This is a genomic window from Methyloglobulus sp. (assembly GCF_964779595.1).
In genome coordinates, this window is sequence record NZ_CBAROL010000030.1 from 1 (window position 1) to 21,088 (window position 21,088).

Below are 21,088 nucleotides of genomic sequence, written 5' to 3' on the forward strand. Positions count from 1 at the left end.
AACCGCGAAAAATAGCCAAGGGTTTATGAAAAATGGCGAGATAAATGCGTATTTCAGCCGAATACCGCCCATTAAGGTGAATGCCAATTCAAAAAAATCGGCTTTTGACCAGTCAGCCGGAGTTTCTGCTGTTTGTGCAAAGGTCTCAACTTATATAAAAATCAAGATTGGGATAGTCAGCTTAAAATTTTCATAAACGGTATAAATGTAAGGTCAAAGCCTTCTATTAAACCAGTCCAAATTGCCCTGGAAAACGGAACTTCACCTTTTGATATCATCGACTATGTAGATGGCTCAGAGGTATTTAATAAATTTGCTGAATCTGAAGGTAAAAAGGATAAAAAATATGAGTTTATGAAGGAATTAATAAATACTATTCCAAATAATGAGGTATTTACAAAATTCTTTCCAGAACTTAATTTTTTAAATGGATAGCCACATAAAATACTTTTTGTACATCATTTACCCTTGAAAGGTGCGCCGAGCGCACCCTACGCAATTTAATCAATGAACCAACAACGCAAAGCCATCGCCCTCATCTCTGGCGGCCTCGATTCCATGCTGGCGGCGAAAACCATCATGGAGCAAGGCATTCACGTAGAAGGCATCAACTTTTTCACCGGATTCTGTGTGGAAGGCCATACCCATGCCATTCGTGAAAAGGATAAAGCTAAACCGAAACGCAATAATTCTTTGTGGGTTGCCGAGCAATTAGGTATCAAGTTGCACATCGTCGATGTCATTGAAGAATATAAGAAAGTCCTGATTAATCCCAAGCACGGCTACGGCGCGAACATGAACCCGTGCCTGGATTGCAAGATTTTTATGGTGGGTAAGGCCAAGCAGTGGATTGTCGAAAACAATTTTGATTTCATTATCACGGGTGAAGTCATCGGACAAAGGCCGATGTCCCAGCGTAAATGGACTATGCCCATCATATCCGAGCAATCGGGCGCTGACGATTTGCTGTTACGTCCCCTGTGTGCGCTTAACTTACCTGCAACACTGCCCGAAAGGGAAGGCTGGATTGATCGAGAAAAGTTGCATTCCATAACAGGACGTTCCCGCAAACCGCAAATCAGCATGGCTAAAAAATTCGGTTATGATGAGTATTCCCAACCAGCGGGAGGGTGCTGCTTTCTCACCGATAAAAGCTATTCGGCAAAGCTGGTCGATCTGTGGAAAGCACGGGACAGCAGGGATTACGAACTGGATGATGTCATGCTGTTAAAAGTTGGCAGGCACATCCGCCCCAAGCCGCATTTTAAACTGATAGTCGCCAGGGAAGAAGGTGAAGGTCGCTTTATGCAAGGTTACAAACGGGACTACGTCAGTATGTACTGTACCAGCCATACTGGGCCATTGACGTTGCTGGATGGCTCACCTTCCGCCGAAGACTTATATCTAGCCGCCAGCATTGTCGCCCGTTACGGACAAGGTCGTGATGCGGAACAGGTCGATATGGCGATCATGGAGAAAGACGGTTCGGAACGGACAATTCAGGTCAAACCCCTAGCGATAGGTGAAATGCCGAAGGAATGGCTAATATGATCCGCGAAGTGCTGAATGCGCGGCGTTTGTTATGTCCGTTGCCCGTGATTCGCACCCAGGATAAAGTCAAACAACTGCAACCCGGCGACCAACTGGAAGTCATCTGCACCGATCCTGGCGTGATGCAGGACATCCCTGCTTGGTGTCGGATTAATGGGCATAAGGTGCTGGAAACCAGTTCCGCTGACCACGAATATACTATTGTTATGGAAGTGGGAAAATAAGCGAACACATCTCAGTATGGTTTATTCTTCATCCGTCTCAATTCCTGCTCTATCGCTGATGCTTTTAGGGAAGGATTTCTTCACTTTTACGCCCAAATCCACAAAGCTGCTGGCTTGGCGGATAAGGTTGCCGTTGCCTTGGGTCAGCTTGTTCATCACACCATCATAAGTGGTATGGACAGTGCTGAGTTGTTTGCCCAGCTTGTCGAGTTCTTCCACAAATCCGCGTATCTTGTCGTAAACGATGCCGGCTTTTTCGGCGATTGCTCTGGCGTTTTCATTTTGCCGTTCGTAACGCCAGATATTTTCAATCGTTCGTAAGGTTGCCAGCAAGGTTGTTGGCGTGACGACGATGATTTTATGTTCGAACGCATCGGTAAATAAGCGTTCATCGGCTTGGAATGCGGCGACAAAAGCGGATTCTATCGGTATGAACAACAGTACAAAATCCAGCGATTTGATGCCATGCAAGCCGGAATAATCCTTGTCGCTCAGGCTTTTAATGTGGTCTCGCACTGCGGCGGTATGTTGCCTTAATGCGATCAAGCGTTCTTGGTCGTCTTCGGCTGAACAATAGCGTTCATAAGCCAATAACGAGACTTTGGAGTCGATAATGACATCCTTGTTGTCGGGCAAATGGATGATGACATCGGGCTTAAACAAGCGGTTATCCTCGTCGCGGAATGCGCCCTGGGTTTCGTATTCAATGCCTTTGCGTAGTCCTGAGCGCTCCAGCACTTTTTCCAGGATCATCTCACCCCAATTGCCTTGGGTTTTTTTGTCGCCTTTCAGGGCGCGGGTGAGGTTTAGTGCTTCCTGGTTCATTTTGGCGGTATCGCGTCGCAGTGAGACGATTTCCTCTCGAAGCGTAATCCTGTCTTTGTTTTCGTTGTCGTAAACGGTCTCGATCCGTTGCTTGAATTCGCCCAGTTGCTCCCTAAGTGGTGTGACGATATGATCGAGGCTGGTTTTATTTTGCTCGGCAAACTGCTTGCTGCGGTCTTCAAAAATCTTGCCCGCCAGATTTTCAAACTGTGTTTTTAGCTGGATTTCAGCATCTTGTAATAATTTTAATTTTTCGTAAGCACTTTTTTCCTGTTCCGCACTACGGGTTTGCAGCTCCGCGTTTTTGGTTTTGGCAGTTGTCAACAGTTGTTGATACAGCTTCAATTCGGATTCTGCATTTTGCAGATATTTGATTTTTTCTTCGGAAACGGCAATATTGATCGACAGTTGCTGGATGATGACCTTATCTTTGTGGCTGAAAAGCCGCATCAGCACTGCGCCGACGATTATGCCGACGAGTGCGATTATCCAGGGTGGCAGGTTGTTAATGAACTCCGTGATGGTCAATCGAACTGATCCTTTTTACGTTAACTGGGAAAACACTTTTTCGGCAATCGCCAGCGTTTGTTCCAGGTCTTCATCAGAATGCGCGGCTGAGACAAATCCTGCCTCGAATGCGGAAGGTGCGAGATAAACGCCTTCTGCCAACATCGCATGAAAAAAGCGTTTGAATAAGACCTGATCGCAAGCCATCACTTGGGCAAAGCTGCTGATCTTTTCTTCATTACTGAAAAACAGGCCGAACATGCCGCCCACGCTATTAGTGGTGAACGCAATTCCAGCCTTATTAGCGCGTTCTTTCAAACCAGACGTGAGTTTTTCGGTTTTTGCGGTTAGTGCCTCATAAAAACCGGGCGCGGTAATCAATTCCAGTGTTTTCAGTCCAGCCGCCATTGCGACGGGATTGCCAGAAAGCGTTCCGGCTTGGTAAACCGGACCTAAAGGTGCGAGATATTCCATTATTTTACGTTGTCCGCCAAACGCCCCGACCGGCATTCCACCACCCAGGACTTTACCGAGCGTAGTCAAATCGGGCTTGATGCCATAAAGCCCTTGTGAGCCGGACAATGACACGCGAAATCCAGTCATGACCTCGTCAAAAATCAATACGCTATGGTATTCGTCGCAAATTTCCCGCAGGGTTTGAAGAAATCCAGGGGCTGGTGGTACGCAATTCATGTTGCCAGCCACGGGTTCAACGATGATACAGGCGATTTGTTCGCCTATTTCGGCAAATACCTTTATTACCTCATCGCAATCATTGTAAGTGAGTGTAATCGTGCTTTCCGCGACGGAAGCAGAAACGCCAGGTGAACTCGGTACGCCTAGCGTTAACGCGCCAGACCCGGCTTTCACCAGCAAGGAATCAGAATGTCCGTGATAGCAACCTTCAAATTTGACGATTTTATCCCGCCCGGTGTAACCACGCGCCAAGCGAATCGCGCTCATCGTGGCTTCCGTGCCAGAACTGACCATACGGACGAGATTGATCGACGGCACTAACTCGCAAACCTTTTGAGCCAACAGGGTTTCAATTTCCGTGGGTGCGCCGAAACTTAAGCCTTTTTCGGCGGCGGTTTTAACTGCCGCAATCACTTCGGGATGGGCATGACCCAAGATCATTGGTCCCCATGAGCCTACGTAGTCAATATAGCGCTTGCCCGTGCTGTCGTAGATATAAGCGCCTTGGGCATGGTCGATGAATACCGGCGTGCCGCCAACGCCACTAAAAGAACGGACGGGTGAATTGACCCCGCCGGGAATTACGTTTTTTGCTGCTGAAAATAATGCTTCTGCTGTTATGGTCATGATTTATTGGCTTTAACTGATCGGTAATTTACTGGATAAAGTAGCTTGAATGCGATAAAAACGCTAATCCCTATTTACTCTAGGATGGTTTACATCAAGTGGCTGAATTCATTTTATGGCGACTTAGCGGCTAAACTGATGTTAATATTGGTCGTAGCAGAATGGAGCGACCATTCAGGCTATTTGAACCAACATCTTACCAAATTAGGAGGTGCTAATGGCACAAATTGAAGATATTGAAGGCATCGGTTCGCAATATGCCGAGAAGATTAAGGCTGCTGGTATTAACACGGTAGAAAAACTACTTGAATCCGGTGCAACGGTCAAAGGTCGTGACGAACTGTCTACACAGACAGGCATTAGTTCCAAATTGATCTTGACCTGGGTAAATCACGCTGACTTGTTCCGCATCAAGGGTGTTGCCGGACAATTCTCGGAACTCTTGGAAGCCGCAGGCGTAGACACCGTACCCGAATTGGCACAACGCAATGCCGAAAATCTCCAAAAAGCGATGGCGCAAATCAATGACGAAAAACATCTGGCGAAAACCACGCCGTCATTAAGCCAAGTGACCGCTTGGATAGCCGAAGCGAAGACTTTGCCAAGAGTTGTTCAGCATTAATGGAACACTTAACAAATTGATTTTACTCATAGTGTATTAACTTCAGAGCCAAGTATTACCTGGCTTGGCTCTGAAGCGTTCTCGGCGTTATAAATTATTTATCAACTTTGACAGGTGTCAGTTTCCAAATCTCATTGTTGTATTCGGTAATTGTTCGGTCAGTGGAGAATTTACCACTGGCGGCGCAGTTGAGGATACTCATTCTAGTCCAACGTTCGGTGTCTTGATAAGCGGTTTCGACGCGTTTTTGTGCATCTATAAAGCTGCGGAAATCGGCGATGGTTAGCCAGGGGTCGTGTGGGCTTTTCATTGATCCAATTAATGCATCAAAAATACCAGGCTCAAACTGGTTAAAATGCGCCCATTCGAGCAGGTTCATCACGCGCTTAAGGTCTTCATCTTGCTCAATTATTGCTACCGGATCGTAATGGTTGCGGCTGGCCTCAACCTGTTCTTCGGTCAAACCGAACAGGAAGAAATTCTCGTCACCGACCTCTTCGCGAATCTCGATGTTAGCACCGTCCAGCGTGCCTATGGTGAGCGCACCGTTCATCATGAATTTCATGTTGCCGGTGCCGGAAGCTTCTTTGCCGGCAGTTGAGATTTGCTCCGATAGGTCAGCACCTGGGCAGATGATTTCCATCGCCGAAACGCGGTAATTTGGGAGAAAAATCAGCTTAAGCCTGTCGCCTACATCGGGGTCGTTATTGATGACACTGCCGACGTTATTGATCAATTTGATGATTTTTTTCGCCATGAAATAACCTGGCGCGGCCTTGCCGCCGATCAACACACAACGATTCGTCCAGTTTTCGGTGTCGCCGCGCTTAATGCGGTCGTAAAGATGGATGACATGCAGTACATTCAGCAGTTGGCGCTTGTATTCATGGATGCGTTTGACCTGAATATCAAACAAGGCGTTAACATCTAAGTCAACATCGTGTTCCTGTTTCTTAAGTTCAACCAGCTTTTGTTTTGCGCTTTGCTTAATTTGCTGCCAGCACTTGCGGAAAGCCTTATCATCAGCATAAGGTGCAAGGTTTTTTAACAAAGATAAGTCGGTCAGCCAGCCATCGCCGATGGTTTCGGTGATTAAAGTAGCCAATTCAGGGTTGCACGAAGCCAGCCAACGCCTTGGGGTAACACCATTGGTCTTGTTATTGAATTTTTGCGGCCACAATTCGTAGAAATCGTGGAACAGCCCTTGCTGCAATAGCTTTGAATGCAATTCGGCAACGCCGTTAACCGAATAGCTCCCGACTATCGCCAGATATGCCATCCTGACTTGTTGTTCGGAGCCTTCTTCAATCAATGACATTCGAGCCAGACGGTCTTTGTCGCCAGGCCAGTGAGCGGAAACTTCAGCAAGGAAATGAGCATTGATTTCAAAAATGATTTCTAGCAGCCGTGGCAATAACTGCTTGAACAGGTTGACCGACCAACGCTCCAAGGCTTCCGGCAATAGGGTGTGGTTGGTATAAGCCATGGTGTTTCGGGTGATTGCCCATGCTTGATCCCAATCCAGTCCATGTATGTCCATGAGTAGGCGCATCAGCTCGGCTACCGAAATACTGGGATGCGTGTCGTTAAGCTGAAAGCAGTTTTTTGCGGCGAAATCGGTAAAGTCATTGCCATGCCGCCCAACCCAGATTGACAGCACATCCTGTAAGCTTGCAGATGCTAATAGATATTGCTGCTTTAAACGTAAAACCTTGCCGTTTTCGCTGGCATCATTGGGATACAACACCATCGTGATGTTTTCGGCGCTATTTTTCGCGGCGACAGCTTCGGCATAATCGCCTTCATTGAACTCCTGCAAATTAAACTCTTCGGTTGCCGTAGCTTTCCATAAACGCAAGGTGTTGACCGTGCCGTTTTGGTATCCGGGAATGGGCGTGTCGTAAGGCACTGCCAGTACGTCGTGGGTATCAACCCAACAAACCCGTTTTTGACCACGTTCATCAATATGCGTTTCAGTATGACCACCAAATTTAATGGTTTGTTTGTATTCAAAGCGTTCGATTTCCCAGATATTGCCGTTCCGCAGCCAATGATCGGGCTTTTCTACCTGTTCGCCATTGATGATTAGCTGTGAAAACATACCGTATTCATAACGTAAGCCGTAACCGGTAACAGGTAACTGCAAGGTGGCACAACTGTCGATAAAGCACGCGGCGAGACGGCCTAAGCCGCCGTTACCCAGACCCGCATCGAATTCGCTGTCGATAAGTTCTTCCATTTCCAACCCTAGCTCATACATGGCTTTTGTGGCAACATCCGTTAACCCTAAGTTAATCATGGCATTACTCAGCGTACGCCCCATCAGGAATTCCATGGACAAATAATTGGCGCGTTTGCAGTCTTGTTCTTTATAGGCGTTGTAGGTTTTTTTCCAGCGTTCTATCAAGCGGTCGCTAATCGCTAATGATAAGGCTTCGTAAGCATAATGCAGGGATTTACAATTTTCATCCCGACCGAGCCTGTGACCGTAATAGCGCTGAAAATCAGCCATTAGGTGCTGCTTTTCCATCCCTAAGTCTGGGAGTGTGCAAATAGTTGGGGTGGGTTTGCTTTTTTTGAAGTTTCTGTGAGGCATGTTTTTTCCAAGAGATGACGTTGTGACAATACTACCCTGATTGGCGAGTAAATAAAATCCTTAGTATGAAATCTATAACATATTGACTTAAAATGAAATTAGCTGTCCATTATGGTGCAAGGCACACCTTGTTAGGGCTAAAGCTTGTTATAGTTTTGCATTTTTTCGCAGTAGATAACAAAATAGCTAATTTAATCATAAGCTAAGGTTCATCTTGCGACTTAATTCGACAGAGATTGCTTATTTGCTTAGTTGATTTGTCCAAATATGCGCTCAAATCTGGACAAAATCCGTGAACGTAGGCACAATTAGCCGCTAAAATTCATTTTAACCCGACAGTAGTGTGGTCATGGCGACAATTACCGTATTAAACGGCCCCAATCTTAATTTATTAGGTCTGCGCGAGCCTACTCTTTATGGTAATAAAACATTAACCGACATCAGGCAAAGCTTAGGGCAAATGGCAGCAGAATTAAACCATCAGCTACATTTTCATCAAAATAACGCCGAACATGAAATGGTAGACCTGATACATCAGGCCTACCACACCCAAGTTGACTTCATCATTATCAATCCGGCGGCATTTACCCACACCAGTATTGCCATTCGTGATGCCTTATTGGCAACTCGAATCCCATTTATTGAAGTACATTTATCAAACATATACGCCCGTGAGCCATTTAGACACCACTCTTATCTTTCCGATATAGCAGTTGGCGTTATTTGTGGGCTGGGTGCAATTGGCTACGAGCTGGCTTTACAAGCCGCCCATCAACACATAATCTTATTAAAAAACAACAAACACGAGAAATAAAACCGATGGACATTAGAAAAATAAAAAAATTGATCGAACTTTTAGAGGAATCGGGCATAGCCGAGCTGGAGATTAAGGAAGGCGAAGAAGCTATTCGTATCAGCCGTTATTCTGCCGCACCTACGCCAGTCGCTTATGCACCTGCTCAGGTTCACGCGCCAGTGAGTCAGGTTGCGGCTGTGACAATAGCCCCAGCAGAAGAGGCAATAACAGGACACATCGTCAAATCGCCTATGGTGGGGACTTTTTACCGGTCTGCTTCGCCTGGTACAAAGCATTTTGTAGAGGTCGGCCATTCGGTGAAATTAGGGGATACCCTGTGCATTATCGAAGCCATGAAGATTCTTAATCAGATCGAAGCGGACAAAAGCGGCACGGTCACCAAGATTTTGGTGGAAAATGCTGAACCTGTCGAATATGGTCAACCCTTATTCATCATTGAATAACATCTGGACGGGAAATCATGTTCGATAAGATAGTTATCGCCAACCGTGGCGAAATTGCACTGCGTATATTGCGTGCCTGTAGAGAGCTGGGAATCAAGGTTGTTGCCGTCCATTCCGAGGCTGACAGGGACTTAAAGCATGTCCGCTTGGCTGATGAATCCGTTTGCATAGGCCCTGCGGCATCCATTGACAGTTACCTGAATATTCCCGCTATTATCAGTGCAGCGGAAGTAACGGACGCGGAAGCCATTCATCCAGGTTATGGATTTTTATCAGAAAATGCCGATTTTTCCGAAAAAGTAAAACAAAGCGGCTTTGTGTTTATCGGACCTAATGCTGATACGATACGGTTGATGGGCGACAAAATTTCCGCCAAAAATGCCATGTTGGCAGCAGGCATTCCTTGTGTGCCAGGCAATAACGATCCGCTCGGTGATAATGCCAAGAAAAACCTCAAACTGGCACATGAAATCGGTTATCCGGTCATCATCAAAGCAGCGGGTGGTGGTGGCGGTCGTGGTATGCGTACCGTCCATACCGAAGCCGCGCTCATCAACGCTATCGCCATGACCAAAGCGGAAGCGGGAACCGCGTTCAACAATAGCACGGTGTACATGGAGAAATTCCTGGAAGATCCGCGCCATATCGAATTCCAAGTGATGGCGGATTCCCACGGCAATGCGATACATTTGGGCGAACGCGATTGCTCCATGCAGCGCCGCCACCAGAAAGTCGTGGAAGAAGCGCCAGCGCCAGGTATTACCGAAGAACAGCGCAAGCTGATTGGTGAACGCTGTGCTAAGGCCTGTATTGATATTGGCTATTTGGGTGCCGGCACGTTCGAGTTCCTGTATGAGAAGGGTCAGTTCTTCTTCATTGAGATGAATACCCGCGTGCAAGTTGAGCACCCAGTTACTGAGATGATTACCGGCTTTGATATTGTTAAGGAGCAACTCCGCATTGCCGCAGGTTTACCTTTGTCCCTCACGCAAGAGCAAGTAAGGTTTACCGGACATGCCATCGAGTGCCGCTTGAATGCGGAGGATCCACGGACTTTTATGCCCTGCCCAGGCACTATCGACCAATTCCACATGCCCGGTGGCCCAGGCATACGTTGCGAAACCCATATCTACAACGGCTACAAAGTCCCGCCGTATTATGATTCCATGATAGGTAAGTTGATAGCGCATGGTGAAGACCGCAAAAGTGCCATTGCACGGATGAACACTGCACTCAGTGAAATTATCATCGACGGCATTAAAACCAACATCCCGCTGCAACAGGATATTATGAATGACAGCGCCTTTACGGCAGGTGGGCAAAATATTCATTATTTGGAAAAGAAATTGGGTATAACCTGATTTTAATGCTTCGTAAAACCGCGCAATTCAGTCAAGATCCATGTTTTTTATATAGATAGCTTATGGCTTGGCATCAAATATCAGTCATTACTAACGAAGATACCGCGCCCAAAGTCGCCGATTATTTCAGCGATTTGGGTGCGGTATCGGTCACTTATATGGATGCCGAGGACGAACCGGTTTACGAGCCGGCAATCGGTGAAACTAAAATCTGGACGAACACGCGGGTTATTGCGCTGTACGAGTTAACTGCCGATCCAGCACAGATAAGAAGCCAAACGCTTAAGCATTTTCAACAAGATTCCCTAAAATATTGGGAGTTTGAGGTGATTGAAGATCAAGCTTGGGAACGTGCCTGGATGGAGCATTATCGCCCGATGAAATTTGCCGATAAGCTCTGGGTTTGCCCAACTGGGCAAGAGCAGCACGAAGCGAATACCGTATGTTTGATTCTCGATCCAGGTTTAGCATTCGGTACTGGAACGCACCCCACCACAGCGTTGTGTCTTGAATGGCTGGCGAGTCACGAGTTAGCTGGCAAAACCGTGGTCGATTATGGTTGCGGCTCAGGTATATTAGCTATTGCAGCATTATTGCTGGGTGCAGAACGCGCCTATGCAGTTGATATTGATCCCCAAGCGATCACAGCAACTGAAAGCAATGCCCAAAAAAATAATGTGCAGGATAAAATCGTGTGCTGTCTGCCGGAGCAGTTTTCGCTTGCTGATACAAAGGCTGATGTAGTTTTAGCCAATATCCTGGCGAAACCGTTGATTGAAATGGTCGGATTGATAACGGACTTGGTGGTTTCAAAAGGTCAACTCGTTCTATCGGGCATTTTGGCTGAACAGGCGGATTCTGTTATTGACGCTTATCATTCTTTTCTGCCGCTAAATAAGCCTGTGCAACAGGAGGATTGGGTGAGATTGACAGGCATTAAGCATTAATAAAGATGTTTACCCAATGTCCTGATTGCCGAAAAACTTTTCCGATTACGAAAAAGCAGTTACGCGGAAAAAAAGCACAGATATTTTGTGGCGATTGTAAAAAAAAGTTTAATGCGTTGACATTATTGGATGAGAAATCTACCGCATTAGTCACGGAAGCGAAAGCCGAATACATACCGAAAGCGGACTTTAATCAAAAGCCTAGTCCCAAAAGAATGCCTGAAATCAACCAGCATTCCATTACGGAAACCCTGAGCAAACTGCCCCCGCTGTTAGTTCGACAAAGCTCTCCTGAGGCTTTCGACCAGCCCCAGAACAACTCTGTCGAAGGGGATATTCAGGGCATTAGCAGCATTGTTAGCAAAATCAGATTCACTAACAGCAGCCCTGCGATAATCGAGCCTGCACCAGAGCGATTACCCTGGGAGGCTGAAAAAAAACCAGTTAACGTCAACTGGTTTGTAGGCTTTATTGCAGGTTCTCTACTTTTACTTGGGCAATTACTCTATTTCGAGAGTGGCAAGTTGAGCCAAAATACTTCCTATCGTCCCGCTTTGGAAAAGCTGTGTCGGTGGCTAGGTTGTCGTTTAGCAGATTACCAAAATCTTGATGAATTTGCTGTGTTACAAGGTTCTTTTAAACCTAATGGCGATAACACGATAACATTCAAGGCGGTTATCAATAATCAGGCAGCCTTCAAGCAACGCTTACCAAATATTAAACTGACCTTGCTCGATTACAACGAACAAATATTCGCGCAACGGATTTTTGATCCGAAAGACCATATCTCCGGTGTGGGTAAGCATTTGGCTATTGCACCTGATGCAACAGTGGCAGTTAGCTTAACTATTGCTGCGCCTAAAACCCCTATAGGGGGCTACAACTTTGACCTTATTTATTAACTAATGGCGCACGACGAAATTTATTTAAAGAAAAACGAGGACAAGCGTCTTAGACAAGGTCATTTGTGGGTATTCAGCAACGAGATTGATGTGGTTCGTTCGCCACTTGAGCCATTTACCGCTGGTGATTTGGTGCAGGTAAAAGCCAGTGACGGCAAAGTAATGGGTACAGCCTACATCAATCCGCAAAGTTTGATTTGTGCTAGGTTGCTATCACGAAAAGGCAACTTTAAATGCGGAGTCAATTTTTTTAAGGAACGTATTGCCACGGCTTTGGTGTTGCGAGAAAAACTGTTCGACAAACCCTACTATCGACTGGTTTATGGCGAAAGCGATGGCTTGCCTGGTTTGGTGATAGACCGTTTTGGTTCTGTGCTGTCTGTGCAAATCACAACCGCAGGTATTGAAGTGCGGAAAGATAGCTTAATTACCGCGCTGATGGAATTGTTTTCTCCTACGGCAATCGTCCTGAAAAACGACAACAGCCAACGGCAACTGGAAGGCTTGGATTTGGAATCATGCGTCGTTCACGGTGAACTCCCAGAACCTTTGATAATCGAAGAAAACGGTGCGAAGTTCAAAATAGATATTTTGGGTGGACAAAAAACTGGCTGGTTTTATGACCACCGGAATAGCCGCGCACAGTTGGCTTCTATAGCGAAAAACCAGCGAGTATTGGATTTGTTTTCCTATACGGGTGCATGGGGCATCCCTGCCGCTTTGGGTGGAGCTACGGAAGTCGTGTGTGTCGATGCCTCAGAAGGCGCATTGGGCTTGGCGGCAGAAAATGCTGTACTCAATGGTGTTGAAAATAACATGCAATTCGTCCGCAGTGATGTCTTCGATTATCTCAAACAAGCGCGTCAAGACGGACAACTCTATGACATAATAGTGCTTGATCCACCGGCGTTGATTAAACGCAAAAAAGATTTCAAGCAAGGTTATGAAGCCTACCGCCGATTAAACCAGCTTGCGCTTCAGGTATTGGTAAAAAATGGCATTCTGATTTCAGCATCCTGCTCGTATCATTTAAGTGCCGAAAACCTGCACGAAATATTGCGTTCATCGGGACGGCATATTGACCGCCATCTGACGTTTTTTGCTTGCGGAGGGCAGGGCGGCGATCACCCAATTGATCCTGCGATACCGGAAACAGCCTATTTGAAAACTTTTTTTTGCACCGTCTCAGCCAGCCTATAAATCCTTGAGGCAACTTTGTGACCACGGTAAAATATGAGAAAAACTGCGATCTTTGCGGTTTAGCTGTGGAAATAAAAGGCTTTACCCTGAAAAACGAAAAAGAGTTGCTGTCTTTTTGCTGTGCAGGTTGCCAAAGTATTTACCAGTTAATCTACCTGAATCGTCCATCATCCGACATCCATCAAACCAACACTAATAAAGAGGAAAATTAAGTCAATGAAAGCATGTGATAGCTGTTCTAACCGCGTTGACATAGGCAAAAATCATAGTCAGATGCCTGTATGGCGTAGAACAATTGGCTTGTTTTTTGTCTATGCACCGATAGTCACATTACCGTTTATATTTGCCAGCGCGTATATGACTTATTTCCATTTGTGGATGGTCGGCGCTAAGAATGTCAAAAAATTTACGGATTATCTACCCGCTAAGGAAAGCCATCGCTACACTATGAAAAACCAGATTACGATGGAACCCAGTTTTGGCTTTAGCCTTTCGCAATATAAGCTGTATTGGATACTGAATTGCACGTGGTATTGTCCCGTTAGCGTTGCCGTTTTTGAGTGGCATGCTTATTTAGTCAAACTGGTCGAAAACTGGTGGTGTCCGTTTACCCATGAAAAAAAGGAAGGCTACAGCAATGCCAAGATAGACAAATCGTTCTGGCATATTTACCAAGAAGATGTTGTTAAGCTGGAAGCAGAAGACCGAGATAATCCGATCTGGAATGAAGATACCGATAAAGAAGCTAAGTAATTTCTTGTTAGCGAATCATGCAAATCGGCTCTTATCTCCTGCCCAATAACTTGATATTGGCTCCGATGGCGGGAATCAGTGATCGCCCGTTCAGAAGTATATGCAAAGACTTCGGTGCAGGTTTGGCGGTTTCCGAAATGGTGGCTTCCAATCCGGCATTACGTGATAATAAAAAGACATTACTGAAAGCCGACCATGAAGGTGAAACGGGCTTGCGTTCCGTGCAGATTGTCGGCACTGACCCGAAGCACATGGCCGATGCCGCGATTTACAATGTCCAACGTGATGCCCAAATCATTGACATCAACATGGGCTGCCCTGCCAAAAAAGTTTGCGCGGTGGCGGCAGGTTCGGCTCTTTTGCGCGATGCCGAATTGGTGAAAAGAATCTTGGATGCAGTGGTCAATGCAGTCGATGTTCCTGTTACGCTAAAAATCCGCACGGGATGGGATACTGAAAGCCGTAACGCGGTAGCCATCGCCCAAATTGCACAAGCTTCTGGTATTGCCGCCCTGACCATCCACGGACGGACTCGTGCCTGTAAATTTGAAGGACAGGCTGAGTACGAGACCATCAAGCAAGTCAAGCAAGCGGTCAGTATTCCCGTTATCGCCAATGGCGATATTGATTCTGCTGAGAAAGCCCAATTTGTGCTAGCTGTAACCGGTGCTGATGCGATTATGATAGGTCGAGCAGCACAAGGCAATCCGTGGCTTTTTAAAGAAATAGATTGCTTTATCAATGCTGGAAAAGTCATTGAAAAACCAACGATAAAAGAAATTTACCTGACATTAATTGCCCATCTTGAGAAACTTTACAGTTTCTACGGTGATGTGACTGGTGTTAGAATAGCTCGGAAACATATCAGTTGGTACTTCAAGCATCTGGATTTCATTAGCCAGGACATAAAGCAAACGATCAACCAAGCTACCCAACCGAACCAGCAGATGGTGCTGATACAGTCAGCATTTACCCTATAATAATAACGATAGTGCTGCAAACTATGGATACATTCGTGGAAAGCAATGAACTTATCGATGCAAACGATCATTTAGTTTTGTGTACGCCTTTGTGTGTGCATGTTAAACAGACGGTTTCGCGTTATCTGGAACAGTTAAACGGTCATGAGATAGTGGATTTGCACGCGATGGTAATGGGAGAAGTGGAAAAACCCCTTTTACAAGCAGCGTTGGAACACTCTGGTCACAATCAGAGTAAAGCAGCGAAGGCACTAGGATTAAGCCGTAGCACACTGCGGAAAAAAATGGATTTATACGGATTATCTTAAGAGAACAAAGCTGTCGCTAGTTTTGACCCTACCCCTCTATCTTTCTCATATCAGTTGTCATGAACAAAAAAATTACCCGCGCACTGGTCAGTGTCTCCGATAAAACCGGTATTGTGGATTTCTGCCGCGAACTCAGCGCATTAGGCATAGAAATCTTGTCAACGGGCGGCACCGCAAAAACGCTCACCGAACACCAGATCAAAGTGACTGAAGTGGCTGACTACACGGGTTTTCCAGAAATGATGGACGGCAGGGTAAAAACCTTGCACCCTAAAATTCACGGTGGCATTTTGGGCAGAAGAGGTGTAGACGATGACATCATGCAAGCCAACGGCATCCAACCGATAGACCTGGTTGTGGTCAACTTATATCCCTTTGAAAGCACCATTGCCAAGCCCGATTGTGATTTAGAAACGGCTATCGAAAATATCGATATTGGCGGACCTACCATGCTCCGTGCCGCAGCCAAAAATTATCGTGATGTGGCGGTGGTAGTCAATCCATCTGATTATGAAAAAACGCTTTCAGAATTAAAATCGGGACAAGGATTTTCAATTGAAACCCGATTTAATCTAGCACTAAAATGCTTTCAACATACCGCCCATTACGATACTGCCATCGCTACGTATTTGGGTAAGGTATCTCAAGATGAATTCCCCAAAACCCTGAATTTACAGTTTTATCACAAGCAATCCATGCGTTACGGCGAAAATCCGCACCAAAAAGGCGCTTTTTATGGCGAACTTAATCCGACATCGGGAACTATCGGTTCATCCACGCAACTGCAAGGCAAAGAACTCTCCTATAACAATATTGCCGATGCCGATGCGGCTTTGGAATGCGTCAAATCATTCACCCATCGGCCTACCTGCGTGATCGTCAAACATGCCAATCCCTGTGGTGTTGCTGAGGGCGATACGCTTTTAGAAGCCTACAATAAGGCATACACCACCGATCCTACCTCCGCCTTTGGCGGCATTATTGCTTTCAATCGAGAATTGGACAAAGACACGGCTACTGAGATCATTGGACGGCAGTTTGTGGAAGTGATTATTTCCCCGTCAATAAGTAAAGCAGCACAAACAGTTTTAGCGGAAAAAGCGAACCTGCGCGTTTTGCAATGCGGTGAATTTACTGAGCTTAAGCATGGTGTATTAGATTACAAAAAGGTCAGCGGCGGCTTATTGGTGCAAGATAAAGATTTGGGCGAAGTCAGTGCCGCCGATTTGACCGTGGTTAGTACCCGTCAACCCAGTGAAAGTGAGTTACAAGATATGTTGTTTGCCTGGAAAGTCGCTAAGTTCGTCAAATCCAATGCCATTGTTTATGCCAAAAATGGGCAGACGATTGGAGTCGGGGCAGGGCAGATGAGCCGCGTTTATTCAGCCAAAATCGCTGGCATCAAAGCCGCTGATGAAGGCTTGCAGGTAGCGTGTTCGGCAATGGCTTCCGACGCATTTTTCCCGTTTCGGGATGGCATTGATTCCGCCGCCGCAGCGGGCATTACCGCCATCATCCAACCTGGTGGATCGGTGCGAGACAATGAAGTTATCGCAGCGGCGAATGAACATAATATCGCAATGGTATTTACCGGAATGCGGCATTTTAGGCATTAAAATTAGGCTAAAGGCGCAAGGCACAAAACAGCTACGCCTTTCACCTTGAACCCTGAACTTTGTACTCTGAACCTAATTCATGAAAATCTTAATAGTTGGTAGCGGTGGGCGTGAACACGCCTTGGCTTGGAAAGTTAAGCAGTCTCGTAAAGTTGAGAAAGTCTTTGTCGCGCCCGGTAATGCTGGGACGGCATTGGAAACGGGCGTGGAAAATGTGGCAATTGCTGCGACGGATATACTTGGGCTGCTGGTATTTGCAAGGCAAGAACAAATCGACCTCACCATTGTCGGTCCTGAAGTCCCGTTAACGATGGGTATAGTTGACAGCTTCATACAGGCTGGATTGCAATGTTTTGGCCCCACAGCCCAGGCGGCGCAACTGGAAGGTTCCAAAAGTTTTTGTAAGGATTTTATGGTCAGGTACAACATCCCGACTGCCAAATACCAAAGCTTTACCGATCAAGATCAAGCAATCGCTTATATAAAAGCCCAAGGTGTGCCGATTGTGGTAAAGGCAGACGGCTTGGCGGCCGGCAAAGGCGTTGTGGTGGCGCAGACCGAACAGGAAGCCATTAATGCCGTAGAAGATATGCTTTCAGGCAACGTCTTTGGGTCTGCCGGAAGTCGAGTAGTCATCGAGGAATTCCTGCAAGGCGAAGAAGCCAGTTTTATCGTGATCGCAGACGGCAAACAGGCCTTGGCTATGGCAACCTCGCAAGACCACAAGGCACGAGATAATGGCGATCAGGGTCCTAATACCGGTGGAATGGGGGCTTATTCGCCTGCACCTGTAGTCACTCCTGAGATACATCAGCGTGTCATGCAAGAAGTCATTGCACCGACCTTGCAAGGTATGGCGGAAGACGGCAATCCTTATACGGGCTTCTTGTACGCAGGTTTGATGATTTCCCCTGATGGTGCCATCAAGGTGCTGGAATACAATTGCCGTTTCGGCGACCCCGAAACTCAGCCCATTATGATGCGCTTGAAAAGCGATCTTGTGGAATTATGTGAAGCGGCACTGGCTGGCAAACTCGATAAAACTACCAGCGATTGGGACGACCGGGCGGCACTAGGTGTCGTCATGGCGGCAGGCGGTTATCCTGATACCTATCAGCAAGGCGCGGTGATTAAAGGTTTACCGGAACAGGAAATGGACGATGTCAAGGTGTTTCACGCGGGTACACAAACACGAGACGATATCATCGTAACCGCCGGAGGCCGCGTCCTGTGTGTCTGTGCTTTAGGCGATACGATAAAGGAAGCCCAAACCAAAGCCTATCAACAGGTAAAAAATATTCGTTGGGATAATGCTTATTATCGGACGGATATTGGTTTTAAGGCGGTAAGGTAAAGCCATTTCATAATGGCTGAGGATTGTAGCCATTTTGAAAACGCAATAATTTTGGGTGATTTGAGCCGCGATAAGCCCTCGATGCAGTTAAATAATTTCAAATGAGCTGAATTCAACTTCATTCACCTGTAGTTCAATGAGTTCGACGTGATCCACCCGCGCCGTAATCGGGCCTTTGTGACACCATTGAATGAAGGATTCCAAGGTATCTGCCTCAGCTTGTACAATAATTTCGACCCGACCATCTTCCATGTTTTGCACCGATCCTTTTACACCTAAATCCTGAGCTTTATTTTTGGTAAATCGGCGAAAGTAAACGCCTTGAACTCGACCAGTAACTCGGATTTTAACGGTACGATTCATGCTGAATCCTCCAGCAATAATGGATTTTGGGATTGCGGCTAAAGTCTTCAGGTATGGTTTTTGCGGTTATATCCTCAATTTTGAGTTCCGTCAATCCAGCTTTATCTAATGTAAATCGCCGAAAATTGGTGGAAAAATAGAGGATTCCTTGGGGAGCTAATAAGGTAACCGCTTGCTTGATTAAGAAGGCATGGTCTTTTTGTATATCGAATACGTCGCTCATACGTTTTGAGTTAGAAAAAGTCGGCGGGTCGAGAAAAATCAGGTCATATTGCCTGGGGTGAGCATGTTTTGCTTCCTCATCCAGCCATTCCAGGCAATCGGCCTGGATAAATTCATGTTTGCCGTTGGTAGTGTTTAATGCCAGATTTGCCTTTGCCCAATCGAGATAAGTATTGGACATATCCACCGTAGCCGTAGCCGTTGCGCCGCCAACTGCGGCATGGACTGTTGCGCTGCCGGTATAAGCAAACAGGTTCAGGAAACGCTTACCTTTTGCTTGCTGCTGGATCAGTAAGCGGATAGGGCGGTGATCCAAAAATAAACCGGTATCCAGATAATCTTCAAAATTGACCTGCAACTTGCAGCCGTGTTCTTCAATGATATGGAAATGCCTGTTATCACCCAGTTTTTGGTATTGATCGGTATTTTTCTGCTTGCGGCGTATTTTTAAAAATACATGGTTAGATGCAACGCCTAAGACTTTGGGGATTTCTGCAAGCAGTTCAGCCAGCCGTTGATTGGCTTTAAACGGATCAATGGTTTTGGGTGGATCGTATTCCTGGACATTTATCCAGGTTTCTTTGCCTTGGTACAAGTCGATAGCGACGGCGTATTCGGGTAAGTCGGCATCGTAAATTCGATAGCAATTGATGTTATTTATGTTTTTCCAAGAGGCTAGTTTTTTCAGGTTTTTTTGTAAGCGGTTGGCGAAGCTTACCGCTCCCAACTCACGCCCCTCGCCTACATCCCTGTAGGCGAAACTTACCGCTCCCAATTCACACCCCTCACTTATATCTGTATTGGCGGTGGCTTCTATCCTAGATTCGCGTCCTTTGCTTACTTTGGTTTCAGCTTCAATTTCATCTTGATGGGCTGTTATCGTTTCGTTTATCTGGGTAATCCGTTCTTCTGCGGATTTGGGTTTAGGGATGAAAAATGCAGCTTCTTCAATCGTCATCCGCAGTAATTTACATTCCAATGCGCCGTTGTAAAAAGTGACGGGTTTTTGCGAACGGATACCTAGACGAAAACCTAATTCGGGATTGCTGATAATCATCGCCACTTGCCAATGATTAAAATGTGCTTTTAACGAATCGCCAAATTTTTTGTACAGATCGGCAGTTTCTTGCTCATCACCTAAGCGTTCGCCGTAAGGTGGGTTGCAGATAACCAAGCCTAGTTTCCAGCTTAAGGCTGGTGAAGCATCGCCTATATCGCGGCATTCAAGATGGATTTTGTTCTGTAACTCAGCGTTAGCAATATGGGTAAGAGCCGTGTTGATGTTGCGGCTGTCCTTATCGAAGCCGACAATCATCGGTAACTGCTTTATGCCAGCGGTTTTGCGTTGCAGCGCTTCAAACAGCAATGCTTTCCAGCAATCCGCGTCATGTTTTTTCCAGCCGATAAAGCCGTAATAATCCCGTAGCAAACCCGGCGCATAATCAGCGGCGATCATCGCACCTTCCACCAATAAAGTCCCTGAACCGCACATGGGGTCGATCAAGGTGCCGTTTTGTTTTGCTATATCAGGCCAACGACTACGGATTAGCAACGCAGCCGCCAGATTCTCCTTGATGGGAGCCTTGATGGTGGTGTCACGATAACCACGGCGGTGCAAGCTTTCTCCCGACAAATCCAGGCTTAATACAGCCGTTTCGCCGTTCAAGTTGACATTGATCCGAATATCGGGCTGTTCCGTGTTGATATTAGGGCGTTTTTCAAACTTTGCCCGCATCTGGTCAACGACAGCATCCTTGGCCTTTAATGCGCCAAAATGGGTGTTGTTGATTGCCTGTGAATTCTTCGCATTAAAGGTCACCGCAAAGCTGCCTTCTGGCTTTAGATGTTCAAACCAGTTGATTTTCTGTACGCCCTGATACAGGTCGTCCTGGCTTGTAACCTTGAACGTGCTGAGTTGTAGCAATACCCTGTTGGCGATTCTCGACCACAAGCAGATCCGGTAAGCGGTAGCTAAATCGCCCTCAAAATATGCGCCAGCAATGGTTGATTTAACCTTGTCACAACCCAGCGAGCGTAACTCATCCGCGAGGATGTCTTCCATTGCTTTTGGGGTAGTGGCGAAAAGTTGGTATGTAGACATCGGTAAAATAGAAAAGCCTTGCTTCTGGCAAGGCTTTAAACAGGAGTTATGTGGACAAAATTATCCCGTTATT

General features: G+C 46.3%; 23 protein-coding genes. 18 read left to right on the forward strand and 5 right to left on the reverse strand.

Annotation, left to right across the window (positions count from 1 at the left end; genetic code table 11):
• The 4 genes from AC1YY3_RS10060 to AC1YY3_RS10075 form a co-directional block, all read left to right on the forward strand.
• The coding region (locus AC1YY3_RS10060; protein ID WP_481824604.1) for a hypothetical protein at nt 1-196 on the forward strand (196 nt) is incomplete at its 5' end.
• On the forward strand, nt 133-435 hold the full coding sequence (locus tag AC1YY3_RS10065) for a hypothetical protein (protein ID WP_481824605.1): 303 nt from the start codon (nt 133-135) through the stop codon (nt 433-435). The genes AC1YY3_RS10060 and AC1YY3_RS10065, both read left to right, overlap by 64 nt.
• A 72-nt stretch (nt 436-507) precedes the next feature.
• Entirely contained in the window at nt 508-1,551 is a 1,044-nt protein-coding gene (locus AC1YY3_RS10070) for a tRNA (5-methylaminomethyl-2-thiouridylate)-methyltransferase (RefSeq protein WP_481824606.1), read from the forward strand.
• A complete protein-coding gene (locus tag AC1YY3_RS10075; RefSeq protein ID WP_481824637.1) occupies nt 1,548-1,775 on the forward strand; it encodes a sulfurtransferase TusA family protein in 228 nt (75 codons plus the stop codon). Before AC1YY3_RS10070 ends, AC1YY3_RS10075 begins: the two co-directional genes overlap by 4 nt.
• A gap of 21 nt (nt 1,776-1,796) precedes the next feature.
• Here AC1YY3_RS10075 and AC1YY3_RS10080 read toward each other — a convergent pair whose 3' ends face one another.
• Nucleotides 1,797-3,128, reverse strand: a complete 1,332-nt coding sequence (locus AC1YY3_RS10080; protein ID WP_481824607.1) for a DNA recombination protein RmuC — start codon at nt 3,126-3,128, stop codon at nt 1,797-1,799.
• A gap of 15 nt (nt 3,129-3,143) precedes the next feature.
• Nucleotides 3,144-4,430, reverse strand: coding sequence for a glutamate-1-semialdehyde 2,1-aminomutase (gene hemL, locus AC1YY3_RS10085; protein ID WP_481824608.1), 1,287 nt, complete (start codon nt 4,428-4,430; stop codon nt 3,144-3,146).
• Nucleotides 4,431-4,475: 45 nt separating this feature from the next.
• Here hemL and AC1YY3_RS10090 point away from each other — a divergent pair, with 45 nt between their 5' ends.
• Nucleotides 4,476-4,661 carry a hypothetical protein gene (locus AC1YY3_RS10090; RefSeq protein WP_481824609.1) on the forward strand — a complete coding sequence of 62 codons (186 nt, stop codon included), beginning with the start codon at nt 4,476-4,478 and terminating at the stop codon, nt 4,659-4,661.
• The gene (locus AC1YY3_RS10095; RefSeq protein ID WP_481824610.1) at nt 4,648-5,052 is read left to right on the forward strand and encodes a DUF4332 domain-containing protein; all 405 of its coding nucleotides are present in this window, start codon (nt 4,648-4,650) and stop codon (nt 5,050-5,052) included. The genes AC1YY3_RS10090 and AC1YY3_RS10095 overlap by 14 nt, the downstream gene beginning before the upstream one ends.
• Before the next feature lie 94 nt (nt 5,053-5,146).
• Here AC1YY3_RS10095 and AC1YY3_RS10100 read toward each other — a convergent pair whose 3' ends face one another.
• Nucleotides 5,147-7,648, reverse strand: a complete 2,502-nt coding sequence (locus tag AC1YY3_RS10100; RefSeq protein WP_481824611.1) for a glycogen/starch/alpha-glucan phosphorylase — start codon at nt 7,646-7,648, stop codon at nt 5,147-5,149.
• Between the two features lie 349 nt (nt 7,649-7,997).
• Here AC1YY3_RS10100 and aroQ point away from each other — a divergent pair, with 349 nt between their 5' ends.
• From aroQ to purD, 12 genes are all read left to right on the forward strand, one after another.
• The gene (gene aroQ / locus AC1YY3_RS10105; RefSeq protein WP_481824612.1) at nt 7,998-8,462 is read left to right on the forward strand and encodes a type II 3-dehydroquinate dehydratase; all 465 of its coding nucleotides are present in this window, start codon (nt 7,998-8,000) and stop codon (nt 8,460-8,462) included.
• A gap of 5 nt (nt 8,463-8,467) precedes the next feature.
• On the forward strand, nt 8,468-8,908 hold the full coding sequence (gene accB, locus AC1YY3_RS10110; protein WP_481824613.1) for an acetyl-CoA carboxylase biotin carboxyl carrier protein: 441 nt from the start codon (nt 8,468-8,470) through the stop codon (nt 8,906-8,908).
• Between the two features lie 17 nt (nt 8,909-8,925).
• Nucleotides 8,926-10,269 carry an acetyl-CoA carboxylase biotin carboxylase subunit gene (accC, locus tag AC1YY3_RS10115; RefSeq protein ID WP_481824614.1) on the forward strand — a complete coding sequence of 448 codons (1,344 nt, stop codon included), beginning with the start codon at nt 8,926-8,928 and terminating at the stop codon, nt 10,267-10,269.
• A 62-nt stretch (nt 10,270-10,331) separates the two neighbouring features.
• Nucleotides 10,332-11,216 (forward strand): 50S ribosomal protein L11 methyltransferase, encoded by an 885-nt coding sequence (gene prmA / locus AC1YY3_RS10120; protein ID WP_481824615.1) that lies wholly within the window; start codon nt 10,332-10,334, stop codon nt 11,214-11,216.
• A 5-nt stretch (nt 11,217-11,221) separates the two neighbouring features.
• A complete protein-coding gene (locus tag AC1YY3_RS10125; RefSeq protein ID WP_481824616.1) occupies nt 11,222-12,118 on the forward strand; it encodes a zinc-ribbon and DUF3426 domain-containing protein in 897 nt (298 codons plus the stop codon).
• Nucleotides 12,119-12,121: 3 nt separating this feature from the next.
• Nucleotides 12,122-13,318 carry a class I SAM-dependent rRNA methyltransferase gene (locus AC1YY3_RS10130; RefSeq protein ID WP_481824617.1) on the forward strand — a complete coding sequence of 399 codons (1,197 nt, stop codon included), beginning with the start codon at nt 12,122-12,124 and terminating at the stop codon, nt 13,316-13,318.
• A 17-nt stretch (nt 13,319-13,335) separates the two neighbouring features.
• Nucleotides 13,336-13,530, forward strand: a complete 195-nt coding sequence (locus AC1YY3_RS10135) for a heavy metal translocating P-type ATPase metal-binding domain-containing protein (RefSeq protein ID WP_481824618.1) — start codon at nt 13,336-13,338, stop codon at nt 13,528-13,530.
• Between the two features lie 4 nt (nt 13,531-13,534).
• Nucleotides 13,535-14,071, forward strand: coding sequence for a hypothetical protein (locus tag AC1YY3_RS10140; protein WP_481824619.1), 537 nt, complete (start codon nt 13,535-13,537; stop codon nt 14,069-14,071).
• Nucleotides 14,072-14,088: 17 nt separating this feature from the next.
• Nucleotides 14,089-15,051: a tRNA dihydrouridine synthase DusB gene (gene dusB / locus AC1YY3_RS10145; RefSeq protein WP_481824620.1), complete on the forward strand. Its 963-nt coding sequence runs from the start codon at nt 14,089-14,091 to the stop codon at nt 15,049-15,051.
• Nucleotides 15,052-15,074: 23 nt separating this feature from the next.
• Nucleotides 15,075-15,359, forward strand: coding sequence for a helix-turn-helix domain-containing protein (locus tag AC1YY3_RS10150; RefSeq protein ID WP_481824621.1), 285 nt, complete (start codon nt 15,075-15,077; stop codon nt 15,357-15,359).
• Nucleotides 15,360-15,418: 59 nt separating this feature from the next.
• Nucleotides 15,419-16,975, forward strand: a complete 1,557-nt coding sequence (purH, locus tag AC1YY3_RS10155) for a bifunctional phosphoribosylaminoimidazolecarboxamide formyltransferase/IMP cyclohydrolase (protein WP_481824622.1) — start codon at nt 15,419-15,421, stop codon at nt 16,973-16,975.
• A 79-nt stretch (nt 16,976-17,054) separates the two neighbouring features.
• Nucleotides 17,055-18,329: a phosphoribosylamine--glycine ligase gene (gene purD / locus AC1YY3_RS10160; protein WP_481824623.1), complete on the forward strand. Its 1,275-nt coding sequence runs from the start codon at nt 17,055-17,057 to the stop codon at nt 18,327-18,329.
• 87 nt (nt 18,330-18,416) lie between these two features.
• Here the strand turns inward: purD and AC1YY3_RS10165 are convergent, their stop codons facing one another.
• Nucleotides 18,417-18,692, reverse strand: coding sequence for an acylphosphatase (locus tag AC1YY3_RS10165; protein WP_481824624.1), 276 nt, complete (start codon nt 18,690-18,692; stop codon nt 18,417-18,419).
• The gene (gene rlmKL / locus AC1YY3_RS10170) at nt 18,676-21,015 is read right to left on the reverse strand and encodes a bifunctional 23S rRNA (guanine(2069)-N(7))-methyltransferase RlmK/23S rRNA (guanine(2445)-N(2))-methyltransferase RlmL (RefSeq protein ID WP_481824625.1); all 2,340 of its coding nucleotides are present in this window, start codon (nt 21,013-21,015) and stop codon (nt 18,676-18,678) included. The genes AC1YY3_RS10165 and rlmKL overlap by 17 nt, the downstream gene beginning before the upstream one ends.
• Nucleotides 21,016-21,088: the final 73 nt, after the last annotated feature.